At 40.3% G+C, this 19,583-nt stretch carries 17 protein-coding genes; 10 read left to right on the top strand and 7 right to left on the bottom strand.

From position 1 onward, the window contains the following. The 8 genes from AN389_RS02670 to AN389_RS02635 all read left to right on the top strand — a co-directional run bounded on the left by AN389_RS02670 (position 1) and on the right by AN389_RS02635 (position 8,305). A complete protein-coding gene (locus AN389_RS02670; protein ID WP_055017186.1) occupies positions 1-945 on the top strand; it encodes a DUF58 domain-containing protein in 945 nt (314 codons plus the stop codon). A 2-nt stretch (positions 946-947) separates the two neighbouring features. Continuing rightward, positions 948-1,382, top strand: coding sequence for a DUF4381 domain-containing protein (locus AN389_RS02665; protein WP_055019202.1), 435 nt, complete (start codon positions 948-950; stop codon positions 1,380-1,382). After that, positions 1,375-2,361, top strand: a complete 987-nt coding sequence (locus AN389_RS02660; RefSeq protein WP_055014024.1) for a VWA domain-containing protein — start codon at positions 1,375-1,377, stop codon at positions 2,359-2,361. The genes AN389_RS02665 and AN389_RS02660 overlap by 8 nt, the downstream gene beginning before the upstream one ends. Next, positions 2,361-4,265, top strand: a complete 1,905-nt coding sequence (locus AN389_RS02655) for a VWA domain-containing protein (RefSeq protein ID WP_055014025.1) — start codon at positions 2,361-2,363, stop codon at positions 4,263-4,265. The genes AN389_RS02660 and AN389_RS02655 overlap by 1 nt, the downstream gene beginning before the upstream one ends. Continuing rightward, the gene (locus tag AN389_RS02650; protein WP_055017184.1) at positions 4,259-5,923 is read left to right on the top strand and encodes a BatD family protein; all 1,665 of its coding nucleotides are present in this window, start codon (positions 4,259-4,261) and stop codon (positions 5,921-5,923) included. Before AN389_RS02655 ends, AN389_RS02650 begins: the two co-directional genes overlap by 7 nt. Before the next feature lie 63 nt (positions 5,924-5,986). Beyond that, on the top strand, positions 5,987-6,544 hold the full coding sequence (locus AN389_RS02645) for a sigma-70 family RNA polymerase sigma factor (protein WP_055014027.1): 558 nt from the start codon (positions 5,987-5,989) through the stop codon (positions 6,542-6,544). Continuing rightward, positions 6,544-7,296 (top strand): DUF3379 family protein, encoded by a 753-nt coding sequence (locus tag AN389_RS02640; protein WP_055014028.1) that lies wholly within the window; start codon positions 6,544-6,546, stop codon positions 7,294-7,296. Before AN389_RS02645 ends, AN389_RS02640 begins: the two co-directional genes overlap by 1 nt. Positions 7,297-7,459: 163 nt before the next feature. Next, the gene (locus tag AN389_RS02635; RefSeq protein WP_055019201.1) at positions 7,460-8,305 is read left to right on the top strand and encodes a Tim44 domain-containing protein; all 846 of its coding nucleotides are present in this window, start codon (positions 7,460-7,462) and stop codon (positions 8,303-8,305) included. A 114-nt stretch (positions 8,306-8,419) separates the two neighbouring features. Here AN389_RS02635 and AN389_RS02630 read toward each other — a convergent pair whose 3' ends face one another. From AN389_RS02630 to AN389_RS02615, 4 genes are all read right to left on the bottom strand, one after another. Then, positions 8,420-9,610, bottom strand: coding sequence for an amino acid aminotransferase (locus AN389_RS02630; protein ID WP_055014030.1), 1,191 nt, complete (start codon positions 9,608-9,610; stop codon positions 8,420-8,422). 80 nt (positions 9,611-9,690) lie between these two features. Then, complete coding sequence (locus tag AN389_RS02625) at positions 9,691-10,350, bottom strand: GAF domain-containing protein (protein ID WP_055019200.1); 660 nt, start codon at positions 10,348-10,350, stop codon at positions 9,691-9,693. A gap of 56 nt (positions 10,351-10,406) precedes the next feature. Continuing rightward, on the bottom strand, positions 10,407-12,056 hold the full coding sequence (locus tag AN389_RS02620; protein ID WP_055019199.1) for a SpoIIE family protein phosphatase: 1,650 nt from the start codon (positions 12,054-12,056) through the stop codon (positions 10,407-10,409). Then, positions 12,056-12,361, bottom strand: coding sequence for an STAS domain-containing protein (locus tag AN389_RS02615; RefSeq protein WP_004587319.1), 306 nt, complete (start codon positions 12,359-12,361; stop codon positions 12,056-12,058). Before AN389_RS02615 ends, AN389_RS02620 begins: the two co-directional genes overlap by 1 nt. A 129-nt stretch (positions 12,362-12,490) precedes the next feature. Here AN389_RS02615 and AN389_RS02610 point away from each other — a divergent pair, with 129 nt between their 5' ends. After that, entirely contained in the window at positions 12,491-12,820 is a 330-nt protein-coding gene (locus AN389_RS02610; protein WP_055014033.1) for a translation initiation factor, read from the top strand. A gap of 12 nt (positions 12,821-12,832) precedes the next feature. Here AN389_RS02610 and AN389_RS02605 read toward each other — a convergent pair whose 3' ends face one another. Next, positions 12,833-15,847: an EAL domain-containing protein gene (locus AN389_RS02605; RefSeq protein ID WP_200911300.1), complete on the bottom strand. Its 3,015-nt coding sequence runs from the start codon at positions 15,845-15,847 to the stop codon at positions 12,833-12,835. Between the two features lie 359 nt (positions 15,848-16,206). Between AN389_RS02605 and AN389_RS02600 the strand changes: the two genes are divergently transcribed. Continuing rightward, entirely contained in the window at positions 16,207-17,364 is a 1,158-nt protein-coding gene (locus AN389_RS02600) for a chorismate mutase (RefSeq protein WP_055019198.1), read from the top strand. 313 nt (positions 17,365-17,677) lie between these two features. Here the strand turns inward: AN389_RS02600 and tyrA are convergent, their stop codons facing one another. Continuing rightward, complete coding sequence (gene tyrA / locus AN389_RS02595; protein WP_055019271.1) at positions 17,678-18,811, bottom strand: bifunctional chorismate mutase/prephenate dehydrogenase; 1,134 nt, start codon at positions 18,809-18,811, stop codon at positions 17,678-17,680. A gap of 412 nt (positions 18,812-19,223) precedes the next feature. Next, positions 19,224-19,583: a 50S ribosomal protein L19 gene (gene rplS / locus AN389_RS02590; protein ID WP_004587324.1), complete on the bottom strand. Its 360-nt coding sequence runs from the start codon at positions 19,581-19,583 to the stop codon at positions 19,224-19,226.

Here is a 19,583-nt window from a genome sequence, read left to right as displayed (position 1 = left end):
ATGCAAACACAATTAGACTCAAAGGCGTGGCTAAAGCAAAGCCATAGCCACGGTGTAAATTTAGCGCTAAAAGAGCTTATGTATTACAAAGCAAAAGCGCAATTGCTAGAGCTTGCACCAAAAGTTAAAATTAAAAACAGTTTAGCTGGGCAATACCTTGCGCCTCATAAAGGCCGAGGCATGGAGTTTGCCGAAGTACGCCATTACCAGCAAGGCGATGACATTCGCTCTATTGACTGGCGAGTAACGGCGCGTACCGGCGAAACCCATACAAAGCTTTTTCAAGAAGAAAAAGAGCGCCCTGTGTTTGTATTTACTGATTTTTCAAACTCAATGCTTTTTGGCTCAAAGCTGCTACTTAAGTCGGTACAAGCTGCGCACATTAGCGCGCTAGTTGCATGGTCTGCGTGTCAACGCGGAGATAGAATTGGCGGCATTGTGTTTAACCAGCACTCGCATTTAGAGCTAAAGCCCAGCGCCCGCGAAAAAGCAGTATTAAACCTGTGTCATAACCTATGCGACAGCCACCAGCAAGCACTTAACAATATAGACAAACAAGCAAGTAATAACTTTAGTGATAATTTAAAGCGCCTTAATCATTTAGCTAAACCTGGCAGCTTAGTGTATTTAGTCTCTGACTTTAATGCCCTTGATGATGCAAGCTTTAAGCAATTAGAAATATTAAGCCGCCACTGCGAGCTGATAGGCTGTCATATAAGTGACCCATTTGAGCATCAGCTCCCTGCGTTTAAACAAACTGTAACGGTAAGTGCAAATAATCAAGACTTTGCCCTTCCACTAATGGACAGTAATTTTAGAAAACGCTTTGCAAAAAATGCCGAGCACGCATTTAGTACTCGCCTTAACCGCTTAACTAAATCAGGCCTTAATTTAATATCATTCAATGCAGCCAGCCCGCTTGAACTGCAATTAGTGAGAAAGTAACCATGCAATCCAATCCACTCGACGGCCTGCACGACATAATAGCACCAAGCCAAGTAAGTTGGTGGCCACTCGCTCCTGCTTGGTGGGTTATTATTGCCCTGCTATTTATAGTAATCTGTGCAGCTGCTTTTTGGTTTTACAAAAATCACAAATTTAAAAAGCCAAAACGTTACGCAATAGATTTAAGTAAAACAGAACAAAACCCGCTCACCCTTCATATTATTTTAAAACGCCTTGTTATTGAGTATTACGACAAACGCCTAGCTGCACAGTCAACCACTAATTGGTGCAATACGCTTAATGCGTTAACGGGTTTAAGCTTTAGCGAGCAGGAAATACTCAGCCTTTATAACACCGAGCAAGCAAACAAAGAACTAACCAACAAGTTTCGCCAAGGTATTAAACAATTTAAGTTAAAGGAGTCAGTACATGTTTGAATTTAGCTGGCCTTGGTTATTTTTATTACTGCCGCTGCCTTTATTACTTTTATTATTAAAGCCAGCTGCAAGTAGCGCACAAACGCGCCTTCGCATTCCTAGCTTTGCTCAACACAATTTAGCCACACACAGCTTTGAACAAGGCACACGTAAGTTAAGTATTTTTGAATGGGCTTTATGGTTATTACTGGTAACAGCGGCTGCAAACCCAACGTGGTTAGATGAGCCTATTTCATTACCTAATGAAGGACGCGATATAATGCTTGCGGTCGATTTATCAGGCTCGATGACCGAACAAGACATGGCCTACAACGGCCAATATGTTGATCGCCTCACTATGGTAAAAGCCGTATTGAGTGACTTTATAGAGCAGCGTCAAGGTGACAGGCTAGGGCTGATATTATTTGGCGATACCGCATTTTTACAAACGCCGCTAACTCGCGATGTTAAAACCGTAAGTAAAATGCTTAGCGAGTCTCAAATTGGCTTGGTAGGGCGCGCCACCGCTATTGGCGATGCGCTAGGTTTATCGGTAAAACGTTTTGCCAATAAAGATAAAAGTAACCGCATTGTGGTGCTATTAACCGATGGGCAAAACACCGCGGGTAATTTAAAACCTGAAGACGCCCTACTCCTTGCCCGCGAAGAAGGAATAAAAGTATATACCATAGGGGTTGGCTCTGATAACCGACGCGGCTTTAGCCTTTTTAATATGGGCGGTATGAGTGGCGGCAGCTTAGATGAAAGCCTATTAAAAGATATTGCCGAACAGACCGGTGGGCTATATTTTAGGGCCAAAGATGTAGCTGGACTTCAGCAAATTTACGCAGAGCTCGATAAGTTAGAGCCAATTAGCGCAGATGAGCAGACATTTCGCCCGCAAAGCTCATTGTTTTACTACCCACTACTTATTGCTATTTTGCTCATTAGTTTAAAAATACTGTTAAGCACCTTACGTGCATTAAAGGAGCCTAGCTAATGGACTTTACATTTATTCGCCCCGCTGTTTTGTGGCTTTTAATACCAGCGCTGGCTTTGTTTTTTATCGCCTTTATTAAGTATAAAAAACAAAGCGCAGATAACCTAATAGCGGTTCATTTGGCGCCGTTTATTATGAACGAGTCAAACACTAAAGCCAGCCAACCACTCTGGTTGGTTGCTGTATTTTGCTGTTTAGCGATTATGTTTAGTGCAGGCCCTAGCTTTGAAGAAAAACAGGTTCCTGTATTTCAAAGTAAAAGTGCTCGTGTAATTGTAATGGATATGTCGTACTCAATGTACAGTACCGATATAGCACCAAATCGTTTAATGCAATCGCGCTTTAAGGCACTCGATATGATTGAGCTATTTAAAGAAGGCGACACGGCTTTAGTTGCTTATGCCGGCAGTGCCTATACTATTTCGCCACTCACAAACGATGCCACTACGCTTAGCAATTTAATTCCGAGTTTAAGCCCTGACATTATGCCCGATAAAGGCTCGAATGTTTTAGCTGGCCTTGATATGGCAAAGGAGCTTTTAACACAAGCAGGCTATATTGATGGCGATATAATATTAGTTACCGATGGCATAGACCAAGAAGAACAAAGTGATATTACAAGCTTTACCAGTAATTCCTCTTATCGGCTAAATATATATGGCGTTGGCACAGAGCAAGGCGCGCCGATTAAATTACCTGAAGGCGGCTTTTTAAAAGACAGCTACGGTCAAATAGTCATTCCTACTATTAATATTAGCCGCTTAAAAAGCCTAGCGACGCGAAGTGGTGGAAAGTTTGCCCTTTACCAACCTAGCAGCAGCGACATAGCTACTTTTGCACCAAGTGCCAATAGTGAGTTATTAAAAGATGAAAAACAAAGCCATGCCCTTTGGCGTATAGACGCCGGTATATACGGGTTACTTATTTTACTGCCCTTAGGTCTTTATTTATTTAGAAGTGCAGCATTTTTAGGGGCCTTTTTGGTACTCAGCGTTTTGCCAACCCAGCAAGCAAGCGCATTAGAGCTCCCCTCTTTTTTAAAAAATACTGATCAGCAAGCACTTGATGCTTATAAAAATAAAGATTTTGAACAGGCCGCCAATGCCGACTCAAGCAGCTTAAAAGGGGCCGCATTGTACCAACAAGGTAATTTTGATGCCGCACTAGAAGCCTTTAGTAATGATAAATCAGCCACTGGTTTTTATAACTATGCCAACGCGCTTGCCAAATCAGGACAGCTAGAACAAGCCATAGATGCTTACAAACAAGCACAAACGTTACAACCTAACTTTAGCGAAGCCGCTGATAACCAAGCTTTGGTTGAGCAGTTGCTCGAGCAGCAACAGCAGCAACAGCAAGAGGGTGATTCGCAAGATAATCAGCAACAATCTGCTCAAAGTGAGCAACAAAACAATCAGCAATCAGATCAAAGCCAACAAGGTGAAAATAGCGATTCTCAATCAGAGCAAAGCCAAGGCGAACAATCACAAGATCAGCAAGGTGAGCCAAGTGATGAGTCTGACACTGAGCAAGACCCACAAAGTGCTGAGTCGGGTTCACAATCAGATAAACAAAATGAGCCAGACCTACAAACTCAGCCACAAGCTAATCAAGAGCAAAAACAGCCTGAGCAAACAAACGAAGAACAGGCTGAAAATGCTCAGCCGCAAACAGCGCAGCAGCAAACGTTAACAGATGAGCAAAAGCAAAACGCCCAACAACAAGCCGCGCAAGCACAAGCCCGTGAGCTCACCAACGAAGAGAAAGAAAAAGCCCAGCAGCTTAACCAGTTATTAAGAAAAGTACCGGACGATCCGGCAATTTTATTACGGAATAAAATGCAATTAGAAGCCCAAAAAAGACAATATCAACGTCGCCCTACAGGAGTAGAAAAATCATGGTAATGCGATTATTTTGCTGTTTATTGCTATTAAGTGCGATGCCATCATGGGCCGCCACCAAATTAGAGGCAAGTGTAGATAAAAACCCAGTCCTTGCTGGCGAATTTTTTATGCTTAACATTTCAGTGGACGACACAATAAAAACCGAGCAACCCGACACCTCGGTGTTACTTAAAGACTTTGTCGTTGGGCCCACAAGTTTGAGTACGCGCACCAACATTATAAATGGCAATATTAATAAGCAAACAACGTGGTCTGTAAAGTTAATGACCCGTAATGAGGGCGAATACACCATTCCAGCCTTTACCGTGGCAGGTTTAAGCTCGCAACCTATAAAATTAAAAGTGGCTAAACGCGCAGCCGATGCTGATAAAAATAACGATATTTTTTTAAAAACATCGCTCTCAAGTGACGCGTTGTTTGTTCAAGAAGCTGGCGTATATACGATTAAACTCTACCTAGCAAAAGAGCTACTTGACGGCAGTTTAAGTACACCCACCATGGAGGATGCCCAACTTACTCAATTAGGTAAACAAACCGAAAGCTATGAGCTTGTAGATGGTAAACGTTATTTAGTGATCACCCGAGAATACTTACTACAACCGCAAAAAAGTGGTGTATACACTATTACAGGCCCTACATTTCAAGGCCGTGTACAACAAAACTACCGCCAATTAGAGGTGTCGGCTTTAGGGGATGATCAGCAACTTGAGATAAAACCTATCCCAGCAAACTATAAAGGCGCATGGCTGCCCAGTGAGTTAGTTAATATTGATGAGCAGTGGCAACCTGATGAAAATACAGTAGAAGTTGGCACACCTATTACACGCACTATTACCTTAACCGCATTAGGGGTTACTAAAGAGCAACTGCCTGAAATTGATATGAAAACCATTACGGGAATTCGCAGTTATCCCGACGAGGTAGAAACAAACAATGCCGTAAGAAACGGACGGGTTGTATCTCAGCAAACAGCGTCATTTGCGTTATTACCACAAAAAGCAGGTACCTACACCCTACCTGAAATAACATTGCCTTGGTATAACACCAAAATAAACCGTATTAGCTATGCTAAATTACCTGAACGTACTATAACCGTAACACCAAGCGCCAATGGTATAAACCCAAGTACTGCTACAAACGATCCCCTTAATACAGGTGAGCCAAATTTGCCTGACAATAATCTAAGTAATACAGAGCAGCACAATACAGCAGTAGCCACGTCGCAAAGTGTTATTCCGCTTTGGTTAATTATTGTTGCCGTGCTGGGGTATATTTTTTGGATAATCACTGCAATTTTTTATTGGCTAAGCCGTTCTACTAATAATGAGCAAAAAAATAACAGTGCATCTGTAAATAAAGCCCAACCGCTTTCATTAAACGCGCTTAAAAATGCAGCCAAATCAAATAACCTCAATGCATTTTACAGCGAACTAAATGAAGTAGCGATTAAGCTTACGGGCAAAAAAGTGGCTGCGATAGACACGTTAATACACAACATCAATAATGATGAGCTGGCAATACAGACCAACCGTTTACGCTCAGCTCTTTATGCTAATAACAACGCAGATTTCGATCTTAATGCTATTATTAACATAATTGAACAGCACCAAGTTCAACACGCAAAGTCGCAACAAGCTGTATTAAAAGACCTTTATTAAAAAATTGATAAGTTCAGGTCTTTGCATGCATTAAATGATAAATTTTAACTAAAAAAAGTAATTATGCTTGGAAAGAAAAAATCAAATAATCAGGTCTTAGTTGATATGGCAGAGAAACAAAAGCGCTATGAAGCCTTGGTTCATGTATACAATAAGGAGCTTTATCGCTTTGCTTATTGGTTATGCCGTGACCCCCATATTGCAGATGACTTAGTACAAGAAACGTTTTTACGTGCTTGGCGCTCGCTTGACTCATTATTGGATCAAAAAGCCGCCAAGCCATGGCTGCTCACTATTTTGCGTAGAGAAAATGCGCGTCGCTTTGAGCGCAAGCAATTTGACTACAGCGATGTAGAAAACGATACACTTGTCGATGAAACCAGCCATTCGTTAGATGATGAAATGGAGCAAACGGTTATCCAACGCCAAATTTCACTGCTATCTGACGAATACAGAGAACCCTTACTTCTGCAAGTTGTTATGGGTTGCTCTGGTGAAGAAATAGCTGAGATTCTCGATTTAAATAAAAACACGGTTATGACCCGTTTATACCGTGCCAGAAACCAACTTAAAGAGGCTTTAAGCCGTGATGATGAACAACTTAAAGGGGCATCAAAATAATGGATGAACTTGAGTTTCGTCGACGCACTATTGCGCAGCCAAACGATTTAGAAAAGGAGCTTTTAGAGTTTGCTAAAGAAAGCTCTGAGCGACAAAACTTTATTAACGACATGAAAGACTTTGATAAACACATTCAAGATGCGTTAGATGTGCCCGTGCCTGAAAACCTTGCTGAGCGTATTATTTTAAATACGTCGTTGAAAGAAAAAGCTATTCAAGAGGAACAAGCCTCAGGGGGTAACGTTGTAGATGCACGCTCTCGGTTTAAATTTGACCGTGTTCATTTAGCGTTAGCCGCGTCTTTTTTTGTGGCCATTGGTGCGTTCTTTTTTAGCACAGAACAACACATTGCCCACGCAGCAGGTGAACATGCCTTAACCCATGTTTACCATGAAATTAGCGCCCTTGAAAAAACCGATGCTATTAGTTTACAAAGCGTCAACGACAAGCTTGCACTACTTGGCGCTCATATAGAAGAGCTGCCTGGTAAGATTACTTATGCAATGTTTTGCGATTTCAAAGGAGAAAAAGGTTTGCACTTAATTTTTGAGTCAGACTTTGGCCCAATGACAGTGTTTATTGTCCCTTCTGAAAATAAGTCGTTTGGGTTTGGCGAAGATGATTTTCATGATTCTCGTTTTGCAGGGCATATTAATCGAGGCGAAAAAGCCGATACTATTTTAGTGGCAAATACCGGCGCGCCAATTAATGTGTACAACGAGCGGGTTACCAATGCTATTCGTTGGCTATAACTTTATTGTTATTTTAAAAGCGCTTAAATAAGCGCTTTTTTTGTGCCTATAAATAATTACCACTGTTTACTTATCACTCGATCACGTTGATTTTAAGCGTAATTTATTAAGTTCTACAACAAAGTAAATTATAATTCCTGCTCGATTTAAATTAAGGAATTTCATGAAGAACATCATCGTTATATTTACTTTACTAGCACTACTTTGTACTGCCAGTTTTGATGTACATGCACGTAAAAAATTTGGTAGCAGCAAACGCGGCAAAACCCCAACAACTCAACAAACCGCACAAAAGCAAAAAGCTGACACGACAACACAAGCCCCGGCTACTAAAGCTAAGTCGAATAAAAAAGGCATAATGGCGGGTGTACTAGGTGGACTTTTAGCCGGTGGGTTAATTGCAGCAATGTTAGGTGATAATTTTGAAGGGTTTCAGCTATTGGAAATGATTTTATTAGCTGGAGCTGCATTTATTATATTTAAGCTTGTTATGGGCTTTATACGCGCTAAACACCCCCCGCAGCTTGCTGGCAATAATATGGGGCAAAATGCATTTAAACACGCTCAATCTGAGCAGCCTATAAATCATAGGTTTGCTCAGCAAAGCACTAACGCAGAACAAGTGCCTTATAACTTACCACCCAATTTTGACGTAAATGGCTTTTTACAAGGTGCGCGTAGCCATTACCATACGCTACAAATAGCATGGAACAATGCTGATTATGCAACGATGGCTGAATACCTAAGCCCAGAGTTAGCACAAGAATTTAAAGCAGAACGCGAAGCGATTGAAAGTGTAGACACTGAAGTTATGTTTATAGATGCAGAGCTTGTTCGCGCCGATACAACAGCGAGCGCTTGGCAAGTAAGTATTCGCTTTAAAGGTAAGTACCGTGATTTAGGTGATAAAAAAGAAGAGCCAATTTTAGAAATTTGGCACCTTGAGCGCTCAACATCAAATGATGCACCATGGCTGATTGTTGATGTTGAAGACTTAATTGAAAGCTAAGCTCATTTTAATACCAATCCGCATAATTAAGTGATCTATTTTGAGGAGGGGTATAAATTAAAAAAACCGCACAACCTTTGGTTAGTGCGGTTTTTTTACTATTTAGCAGACGGTTTATTTACAAACGTCAGCGACAGCATTTGCAAAGTATTCAATGTTTGCATCGCTAATACCGGCTACGTTTACGCGGCTAGAACCAACAATGTATATACCATATTCTTTTTGTAGGCGCGCAATTTGCTCTTTATTAATGCCTAAGAAAGAAAACATACCATGCTGGCGTTCAATAAACGAAAAGTCTTGCTCTATTTCTTTTGCTGCTAAGCTTTCTTTGATTAAGCTACGTAAACCATTAATACGATTACGCATTTCATCAAGCTCACTGTGCCACATTTGTGTAAGTTCTGTGCTGCTTAAAATAGTGTTTACAATGTCGGCACCGTGCGCCGGTGGCATTGAATAAATACTACGTACAACGCTTAATAGCACAGAGTTTGAAATATCTGCGGTTGCAGCGTCTTTTGCAATAATAGAACACGCACCAATACGCTCACGGTATAAACCAAAGTTTTTAGAACAAGACGAACAAATAATTAGCTCTTCTACCGCATCAGCTAAAATGCGAAGCCCACGTGCATCTTCTTCAAGTGATGAGCCAAAACCTTGATAAGCAATATCAATAAGTGGTGTAAAGCCGACTTCTTTTGCAAGCTGAGCAACGGTGTTCCATTGTGTCTCGTTTAAGTCCATACCACTTGGGTTATGACAACATGCATGAAGTAGCACAATGTCCCCTTTTGGTACTTGCTTGAGGGTGTTTATCATGTCGTCAAACAATAAGTCTTTGTTTTCGTAATCGTAGTATGGGTACTCTTTAACGTTTAAGCCTGCTGCTTCAAACAAGCTAATGTGGTTAGCCCATGTTGGTGTAGTTACCCATACTGTTGCGTCTTTATTGCAACGTTTAATAAACTCAGCCGCAACGCGAAGTGCGCCTGTGCCACCTGGCGCCTGTGCAGTACGTACACGGTTTGCTAAAAGCGCTTGATGCTCACCTAATAGTAGGTTTTCCATTTTTTGACAGTAGTCTAAGTTACCCGCTAAACCAATGTAAGATTTGCTTGTTTCGTTTTCTAAACGAAATGCTTCAGCTTTTTTTACCGCTTTTAATACCGGTGTATTGCCTTGCTCATCTTTATAGACACCTACACCTAAATCAATTTTATTAGGGTTTGTATCTTGTTTATAGGCTGCCATAAGGCCAAGAATAGGATCTGTTGGTAATGGTTTTAATTCTGAGAACATTAGCTATCTCTTATCATTAATTAGGGGTTGGCTGTTGTAGTAAGCTTAACATAAAAGCTTACCTTCTTGGCTAGTGATATTTACACTAGAAAGTGAGGAATTTTAATGCAGCACGCAACTAATACAGCCAATGTACGGCTATCAAAAAAGTCGTTACTGAATGCCTCCGCATCAACAATACCGACGCACTCATGTTGATCATTAAACAAAGGTAAACAGGTTTCAGCTTTTACTTTAGGGTCGCACGTATAGTACTCGCCACCTTGTGCTAAATAGCTCTCAACGTTGTTAATTACACGCCCACGCTTAGATAACGCAACTTGTACATTATTACTGCCTGCTGCAAAAGCATCAGTGAGAGGAAACAGTGGGCGGCTTGGCGCGCCTTGATACGCCAGTTTTAATAATTGCGGGCCTTGAGCTGTGTCAATTGCCTGATAAATACCATACCAATCGACCTGTGTTTGCTGGGCTATGTAATTAACTATATTTTGCAGATTTGCTAGTTTTTGCTCGTTTTGTGAAGTCGCGCTCACGTGTTCGGTGAGCTTAAATGGCTCATCTTGTAAATAACCAAACAAACTACATGCGCCGCCTTCACCAAGTTCAGGAATTTGATACTCCCAACGCACAGACGGCAACGCGCTCTGAGCAATATACTGTTCTAGCTGCTCTAGCTCTTTGGCAATTAATTGTGGGTCTATGTTTAATTGCGCAATATCAAGGTAAGAAGAAATCATTTGGCCATCCATACATCTAAAATTTTTTAGATAATACCACGGAAATTTTTTCTGAGCTATAGCAACTTATAACACAGTTCGACTTGGTTACCACTTGCGTTATACGTCACTTTTTCTGCCACTTCTTCGAGTAACGATAAGCCGCGACCAAACTCTGCGTTCAGTTCGGTACGTTTTGAAGAGTCACTTGAAAATCCCCTACCCGAGTCACAAATAATAAAGTACAAGCACAAAGTATCTGGGCAATAACGCATATCAATAATGATCATCGCCTCTTTCATTTTGCTCAGTGCTTGCTCTCTTAATTCATAGTATTTAAAAAAGCCATCGTCTTGTTTTTTTATGTCTGAATCTAGGCCTAATACACCGTGATCAAGTGCGTTGTTGTATGCCTCAGAAAGTAATAAAAATATATTTGAGCGATGCGACCTAAGCCCCTCAACACTGCTTAATACATTAACAACATCATACACAGGGTCTGTGCATTTAATTTGCTGCGCGTTTAAGCTAAGTGAAAAGTTAAACGCTAAATTAGAATACGCTTCTTTGGCCTCAGGCTCTGGGGTTAGTGGCAAACAATTAAGCAGTACTAAGCTTAAGTCGTCTAATTGCTCGCTACCATTGGCAAAAGTATTTACATTATCTATAACGCGCTGGCTGCTGATCATCGGCTTGCTTTTTAGTGCAGCTAAAAAGCGCTGCTCACCATAAAAAATATCAGCATCGTTGTTAGTTTCTATTATGCCGTCAGTTGAAAGCACTAAGCGGGTGCTTTTATCAACTTCTAAATTAATTAGCTCGTATTCAAATTCATCACTGTCTAAAATCCCCAGCGCCATGTGTTGCGATTCAAGCGTTTGCTTTACTTCACCATCAGTATTTATTAAGTAGGCATCGGGCAAGCCGCCCAACCAAGCTGAAATACTTTTGCCTGACGCACTGAGCTCAATAATGGTCGCCGCACAAAACATATGCTCCGGTAGTAAATTGTGCAGCAATATATTAATTTCAGAGGCAATATCATTAACCGCCATGCCTTTTTGCACCATAGTATAAAACACTCGAGATGCTGGCAGCGCGCCAATAGCAGCAGCTAAACCATGGCCGGTAAAATCCCCCAACATGCAATATAAATTGCCAATTGGACTTTGCGCGACTAAAAACATGTCACCGTTAAACATAGAAGCAGGAGACAGGCTAAAGTCTAAATGATCTTTAAATTTATCTTGGTTTTCGAGCGAATTATTAAAAATGTGCTCAATAATTTCGTGCTCGCGCTCTATTTGATTGCGATGATACTCAAGTAAAGTGTTCTGTTGGTGGGCTTTTTTACTTAATTCACGGGTACGGCTATGCGCCTTTATTTTTGCGTTTAAAATTACTTTTTCAAACGGCTTTTGAATAAAGTCATCCCCGCCTACCTCTAAACAACGCTCAAAGCTGTTTTGATCCTCAAGCGAAGTAATAAAAATTATAGGTAGGTAAACGTCGTTATAGCGCTGCTTTATTCGCTTTGCGGCTTCAAAGCCATCCATTACCGGCATAAGCACATCGAGTAAAACAATATCAATGGCTTCTTTTTCTAGCACTTCTAGCGCTTCGAGACCGTTAAACGCTATTGATATTTTATAGTTTTCCTCAAGCAGCATTTTTTCCAGTAGGATGCGATTAAGTGCTTGATCGTCAACAATAAGTACGTGGGTCATTAGTTAATATCAAACTTTTTGTCAAAACGTGATATTTGCAGTATTTTTTTAAGCTGAGGCTGACAGTTACTAATCTCTATAGTTTGTACTTGGCTTTCAATGGTTTTTTTCATGTTAAGCAACATACCTAGTGCAGAACTATCCATGTAGTCGGTCTCTCTTAAATCGATAATCACTTTATTTGTTTTAGGCTCAATTTGCGCATAAGCTTGGCGAAATGATTGCACTAAATTAAAGTCAAATTTGCCTTTAATTTGTATCGTTAAAGTACTTTCATCAACCGATAAACTCTTTGTTAAACTCATTCTAAACTCCAATTATATTTCCTTTGATCTAAATATAACCTGTTAAAAGTATTTAGCAAAAATAAAAACACTCGCCAGTAAATTTGTTATTATTTAGTACATCAATAAAAACGTTTATTTAGGTAAATTATGAGTGATGACCGCTTAGTATATTCCACCGACATGGGCCGAATTAGCCAACCAAAGGTTGAGCAAGAACCCACTGCAAAACTATTTAAAGATGGCTTTATCCGCATAGAGCGCCAAACGAAGGGCCGTAAAGGAAAAGGTGTCATGTTGGTGGTAGGTATAGACCCAAAAGCACACGATCTAAAAAAGCTAGCTAAAACAATAAAAAGTAAAATGGGCCAAGGTGGCGCCGTAAAAGAAGGCATTATTGAAGTTCAAGGCGATGATCGCGAAAAATTAAAAGGGATTTTAGAAACCCTTAAATTTAAAGTAAAAATTGCGGGTGGTTAAACCCGCAACCTTTTATTTGCTACTAACACTATTAGGTTCATCATTTAATTTTTTGTACAACGCTGAGAGCTCTTTCTCAGCAACCGGTTTGCTGTAATAAAATCCCTGCACAATATAACAATTATTATTTTGCAAAAACTCTATTTGCTCTTTGGTTTCGACCCCTTCTGCAACTACGTCTAATTTAAGTTTTTGCGCCATGGCTATAATAGCGGCGGTTATTTCCATATCATTAGGGTCGGTTGGAATATCTTTTACAAACGAGCGGTCAATTTTTAATATGTCGACCGGGAATCGTTTTAAGTAACTTAGTGACGAATAACCTGTACCGAAATCATCAATAGAAATTGAAATACCTAACGCTTTAAGTTCGTGTAACTGCGTTATGGCCGCTTCAACATTACCCATTAACATACTTTCGGTCAGCTCTAAGTGAAGTCGTTTAGGGCTTACACCTGTTTGCTTAATAATATTGCTTAACATAGGGACTAAATTAGCGTCTTTAAACTGCCGTGCCGATAAATTAATCGATACGTTGTTATCACGACCCTCTTTAGCTAAACGCACGGCAAACTCGCAAGATTGTTGTAATACCCACTCACCAAGCTCAACAATAAGCCCTGTTGCCTCAGCAATAGGAATGAACTTAGTCGGTGAAATAAGTCCTTCTATTGGGTGGAACCAACGCAGTAGCGCTTCATAACCAACTACATGTTGAGTTAATGAATTAATTTGCGGCTGATAATAAACCTCAAACTGTTTTTCTTTAATTGCATGGCGTAATTCATTTTCAATGAACAGCCTTTCATTGGCAGCTGCGTTAAGCTCTTGACTATAAAAATGGTAAGTATTACGCCCTTTTGCTTTTGCCTCGTACATTGCTAAATCAGCATGCTTTAAAAGCTGATCCTCTTCTAGGCTATCGTATGGGGCCATTGTAATACCAATACTGGCGCTGACTATCACTTCGTTATTGCCAAGCTTTATAGGCACGTTAAGTGTTTTTTGAATGGTGTTTGCCACATCGCTAGCATGCTCTTGGCTTTCAATACCGCTGAGTAAAACAGCAAATTCGTCGCCACCCAAACGGGCAATAGTATCTTCAGCGCGTAACCGTGCTTTAAGACGATTAGCCACTTCAATTAACAGCTGATCCCCCGCATCATGCCCTAACGTATCGTTAATGCGCTTAAATTCATCTAAATCAAAGTAAAAAAGGGCAAATGCATAATGGCCGCGCTCAGCCAAAGCCATTGATTTACGCAACTGCATTCTAAAAAAGGTTCGGTTTGCTAAGCCCGTTAACGTGTCAAAGTACGCAAGCTGCTCCATTTTTCGCTGGCTTTCTTTAACAAACGAAATATCTTGCGCGGAGGCTACGTAACTGGTGATCTCACCGCCGTCTTCGCGAATAGGAGAAACACTTAAAGACACCCAAATAGGCTGCTTATCATTACCTTGAATCAAGGTATCCCCCCGCCAGTAATTTCTACTGCGAAGGTCGATATTGATGTCTTCGACTAAAATAGCCATCTCTGATGCAATAATATTCAAAAGTGGGGCGCGATTAAAATGGCTTTCGGGGTAGCCTGTCATTTCAAGCATTTTGGGATTTACATATTCAATCACAAAATTTTCATCCGTTATCACTACCCCAGTCCCTGAGAAAGCAACAGCCTTTGAGAGTTTGTTAGCGGCTTTTTCAGCGATTTCTTTTTCTGTAATTCGCTGATTTAACCCATCTATAAGCTTACGAATTTCTACGGTCATATCTCTGAACGAGCCGTTCAGTGTACCTATCTCATCTTTATTCTCAGGCGGGAACTCAGTTAATAATTGCCCTTTACCAAACCCAGTAACCGCATGCACTAATGTGTGTATTCTGCGAAGCACTAGCTGATACAGCGCTTGATGTAACAATAAGGCAACCAGTACCGCATAAAGCACAAACAAGCCAAAAAATTTCAGTTTTAAATCTTGCAGAGCTGAGAGCGTTGATGAGCGTTTTTTGTACACCCCAATATACCAGTCTAACTTGTCAATTTTACGAATATTAATAATGTGTGCTTCATCGTTTTGTACAAACGAATTAGCATACTCTGGTAATTTCATGGTAATTGCTTCATTTATAATGGCTTGCAATTGCGGATTAACAAATTCGTTTGTGGTTATGGTTTTATCTTTACTGCCATAGCTTGCTTGTAGCGCAGGATTAAGACTCGGATGTGCAAGTAGCTGACCTTTTTTATCAAATACCAGTAAATGCTTTTCTTTATCTCCAACGGGTAAAAAAGAAATCAACGTATTTAAATCAATATCGCTGCCCGTCACACCTAAGAATTCATTGTCTACATACAAAGGAACGAGCAAACTAATGACCCATTTATGCCACACTTTATCGTAATAAACCTTAGACCAAACGGGCTCTCTGCTCGGATTTAAATCACTTTGAACATATTTAAATGTTGCACCATTAGAACCCCTTAGTTCAGGCGGTGCGTTTAACGCCCAATTTGGAGGCGAAACACGGATGAAATCATCTTTGGTGATCATATAAAAATTAAAAAAGTCGTGAATTAAGGTTGGTGAAATAATTTTCCATAACGACTCTGAGTTATTGAATAAGCGCTTGTAAAAAGGAGAGTAATGCTGCTGAGGAAGAAATGCAGCTGAGAGGCCATCACTTGATGCACTGCGAATAGTGCCGTCACTATTAAATTGTAATTGGGTTTTGTTAGATAAATTAATTGCTGAGCTTTCGCTAAATAGCTGCTCTGAGACAACATTATTGGCTTGCTTGGCAACAGCCGACTTTGTTTTAATTAATGCGTCAAATTGCCTGATGAGTAATTCAGTAGAGCTTTTAAGTACTTCATGCTCTTCAAAAACTAATTGTTTCTCTTCAGATTTAAGCATCAGCGCGGCAGCGCACACACCGGCAATTAAACAAATTGCAGATATAAGCAATGACAGCTTTACACTCAAAGAATTTAGTCCAAAACGCGATGGAGGGCGTCTATACACCACAGGCCAACCTTATTATTTTAGTTGTTGTTATTTTTAGCTAATACCTGAAATATACCAGATCCCTATTCATATTTATAAACTATTTGTGAATTTTATCTAAAAGTTAGCCTGGAGCTGATAATTCTTCATCATGTTTATTTAAACGGGCTTGCTGGTTGACTTTGCCAGTAACACCTCATACATTAACAGGATGAAAATTATCTTATCTTGCACGTTTTTTTCTTTTTTTAGCTTCTTTTTATAAAAGAGGCTGACCTGTTTGTGAGATAAAATCAATCGAATAGCAAAGCCTCCCACTAGGGAGGCTTTTTTGTTTTAGTTGCGCAGATGCAACTTATTTTTGGAATGAGGAAACCAAAATGACCAACGACGTTTTAAACGCGCTCAGACACGACATTAATGAAATAGATTCAGATTTATTAGTGTTATTAGCCAAACGCCGCCGCATAAGCCACGGTGTAGTAGAGTATAAAATTGCTAATAATAAACCCATTCGTGATGAAGCGCGTGAACTAGCCCTATTAGAAAAGTTAATAGGTTATGGTAAATCGCTTGGTCTTGACGCGTATTATGTAAATAACGTTTTTCAGACTATTTTAGAAGACTCTGTTTTACATCAGCAAGCAATGCTGCAAAAAAACCTTAACCCAGATGCGCTAAGTGAAACACATCGTGTTACTTATTTAGGTGGGCAAGGTACTTACAGTCAACTAGCATGTCATAAGTACTTTAGCCGTCGCCCTGGCAAGTTGATTGAAATTGGCTGTAGCTCATTTGACGAAATAACAGGCAAAGTAGAAAATGGCCAAGCAGATTTTGGATTACTGCCAATAGAAAACACCAGTTCGGGCAGTATTAACGAAGTATTTGATTTATTACAACACGCTCAAGTATCAATTGTTGGTGAAGTGACCCACAGTGTAGAGCACTGCCTACTTGCAACCCCAGATACTGAATTAAGCCAATTAACCAAAATTTATGCTCACCCTCAGCCATTTGCTCAGTGCAGTCGCTTTTTACAAGGGCTGGGGGACTTACAACATGAAACCTGTGATTCCACCTCAAGTGCCTTGCAGTCAGCATTAAACACGCCAAATAGTGCGGCTATTGGCTCAGCGCAGGCGGGTAAAAATGTGGGCCTTGAAGTAATAAAGTCAAACCTAGCTAATCAAAGCGAAAACCACAGCCGCTTTATAGTCGTTGCACGCAAGCCACTGCAGGTGTCTAAACAAATACCCACTAAAACCAGCCTCATTATGGCAACTAAACAGCAAGCAGGTTCATTGGCTGATGCGCTAATGGTGTTTAAACAACATCAAATAAACTTAGTTAAACTCGAGTCTCGTCCTGTACCGGGTAACCCGTGGGAAGAAGTGTTTTATGTGGACTTAGAGGCAAACCTTGCCGATAACCAAGTAAAACATGCCTTAGAAGAGCTTAAAGAACATACTCAATATGTACGTGTATTAGGTTGTTACCAAAGTGAATCTTTACAAGCAGTAAGTGTAAATACCTAACCTAATACGTTAATACCAAAAGGGCCTAAATAGGCCCTTTTTTAATCGCTCATTTAAAATGTTTTAAACGTATAGCCTAAGTAACTACACATTTTTAACCCTTTTATACCAATCCGCATAATTAAGTGATCTATTTTGAGGATGGATAAACGTGTTGATAGCAAGGCAAAAAATTCGCTATTTAGTTGTGCCCGGCAATTGCTCCTGCATTGCTCTACCTTCTGCATCCATGCAGTCGTAAATGAGAATTTTTTAACGTAGATAGCGACACGTTTAGCCCCTGAAAATGATTAAGTATTAATGCGAATTGGTATTAATCTAATACCTTGGCGTCATTTGCTTTATTTAGCAGACTACGGCTTTGTGTTAAAAAGTGCGCAGTAGAGTCTGAAAAATACGCTTTAGCATCAGCAAATGCATCGATGAGTGCCCCTTTATCTCCCGCTTTTAACTTTTCAAGAGTTTGTGAAAAGGTCTCTTGATACTGCGCTAATAAACTCTCAACATTATCAAACTGGGCCAACATTATATCTGAGTATAGCTCAGGAGATTGCGCAAATAAGCGCCCTACCATCATCAGCTCTAACTGGTAAATAGGAGATGAGCAACTTCTTAGCTCCTCAAGCGTATGGCTTTGCTTTGCTAAAAATTGCCCATAAACAAACGTCGTTAAGTGGCGCATTACTTGTATTATTTGCATTGCTTCATCATGCTTTTTAGCATCTAGCTCAACTAGTTGGCAACCCCATACTTGCAACTGCTGTAGTAAGCCTTTTGCCGCATCATGCGCGCGGCCTTCACACACAACAACGGTTTGTTTAACCCAGTGAGAAATATCAGGGCCAAACATAGGGTGTAAGCCAACAACGGGCCCAGAGTGTGCTGCCTTTAGTGCCTTAATGGGTGATTGCTTAACAGAGGTAATATCAACAAGCAAACAATCATCATCAAGTTTAGGTAGCTTAGCCACCACGGTCTCAAGTGCGTTAATAGGCACACTGATCATCACTAACTTTGCGCCAGCTATAATGGCTTTAGCCTCGCTTTGCTGATCTTTATCTAAAATTTTAACTTCATAACCTGAACGAATAAACTGCTGAGCAAATAACTGGCCCATAGCCCCTTGCCCACCGACAATCACAATAGGTGATAAATTAGGAGCTGCGCAAGCAAGTTTAGCTTGTTGGTTTTGATAGGCTTCGCGCATCATGCGCCTTAATATGTCTTCAACTAGTTCAGGGCTGACTCCTTGCTTAATCGCTTCATCACGACGAGCAGCTAACAAAGCAGCTTCTCTTTCAGGGGCATGCAGAGGAGCACCACTTTGCTGCTTAATAGCCCCAATTTTTTGGGTAATTGCATTTCGCTTTGCAAGTAAAGCAACTAATTGCGCATCGCATTCATCTATGCCATCTCGTAATTGTGATAAATCACTTAATTCAGCCACGTTTCTCATTCCACCTATAAACAACTCATTTCGTAAATTAAAGTTTACATTTAAGTAAACTAATCAATACGTTAAATACTAACAGGATCAAGTATGAGTGAAAAGGCTAATATAGTAATGCGGGTGAAATTTCCCCATACCAATTCGTTTAATTAAGTGATTAATTTTGAGGCTGGAAAAACGTGTTCATAACTAGATAAAAAATCGCTATTTAGTTGTTCTAAGTCAGAATTTTTTAACGTAGGAAGCGATACGTTGAGCCCCACAAAATGATTAAGTATCGATGCGAATTTGTATTAATACAGAGGGATGCTTTTGTGAAGAAATAGTATGTTATTTAATACTTGAAACCAAAACGGGTTGCAATCCTAAGATTGCAACCCGTTTTCTTTGCGTTGATAAACAGCGCGTATTAGTTAAGTTTTTCTCTAATACGTGCAGATTTACCAGAACGCTCACGTAGGTAGTAAAGCTTAGCACGACGAACCGCACCGCGACGCTTAACTGTTACGCTATCAATAAGAGGGCTGTGCGTTTGGAATACACGCTCAACACCTTCACCGCTCGAAATTTTACGAACTGTGAATGCTGAGTGAAGACCACGATTACGCTTAGCGATTACAACACCTTCAAAGGCCTGTAGACGCTCTTTGTTACCTTCTTTTACACGTACCTGTACAACTACTGTATCACCAGCGCCGAATGCTGGTACGTCTGTTTTAAGCTGCTCTTCTTCAAGCGCTTTAATAATATTTTGGTTTACTTTTGCCAT

Source organism: Pseudoalteromonas sp. P1-7a, assembly GCF_001401855.1.
Lineage (GTDB): Bacteria > Pseudomonadota > Gammaproteobacteria > Enterobacterales > Alteromonadaceae > Pseudoalteromonas.
This window is presented reverse-complemented; position numbering and strand designations above follow the sequence as displayed.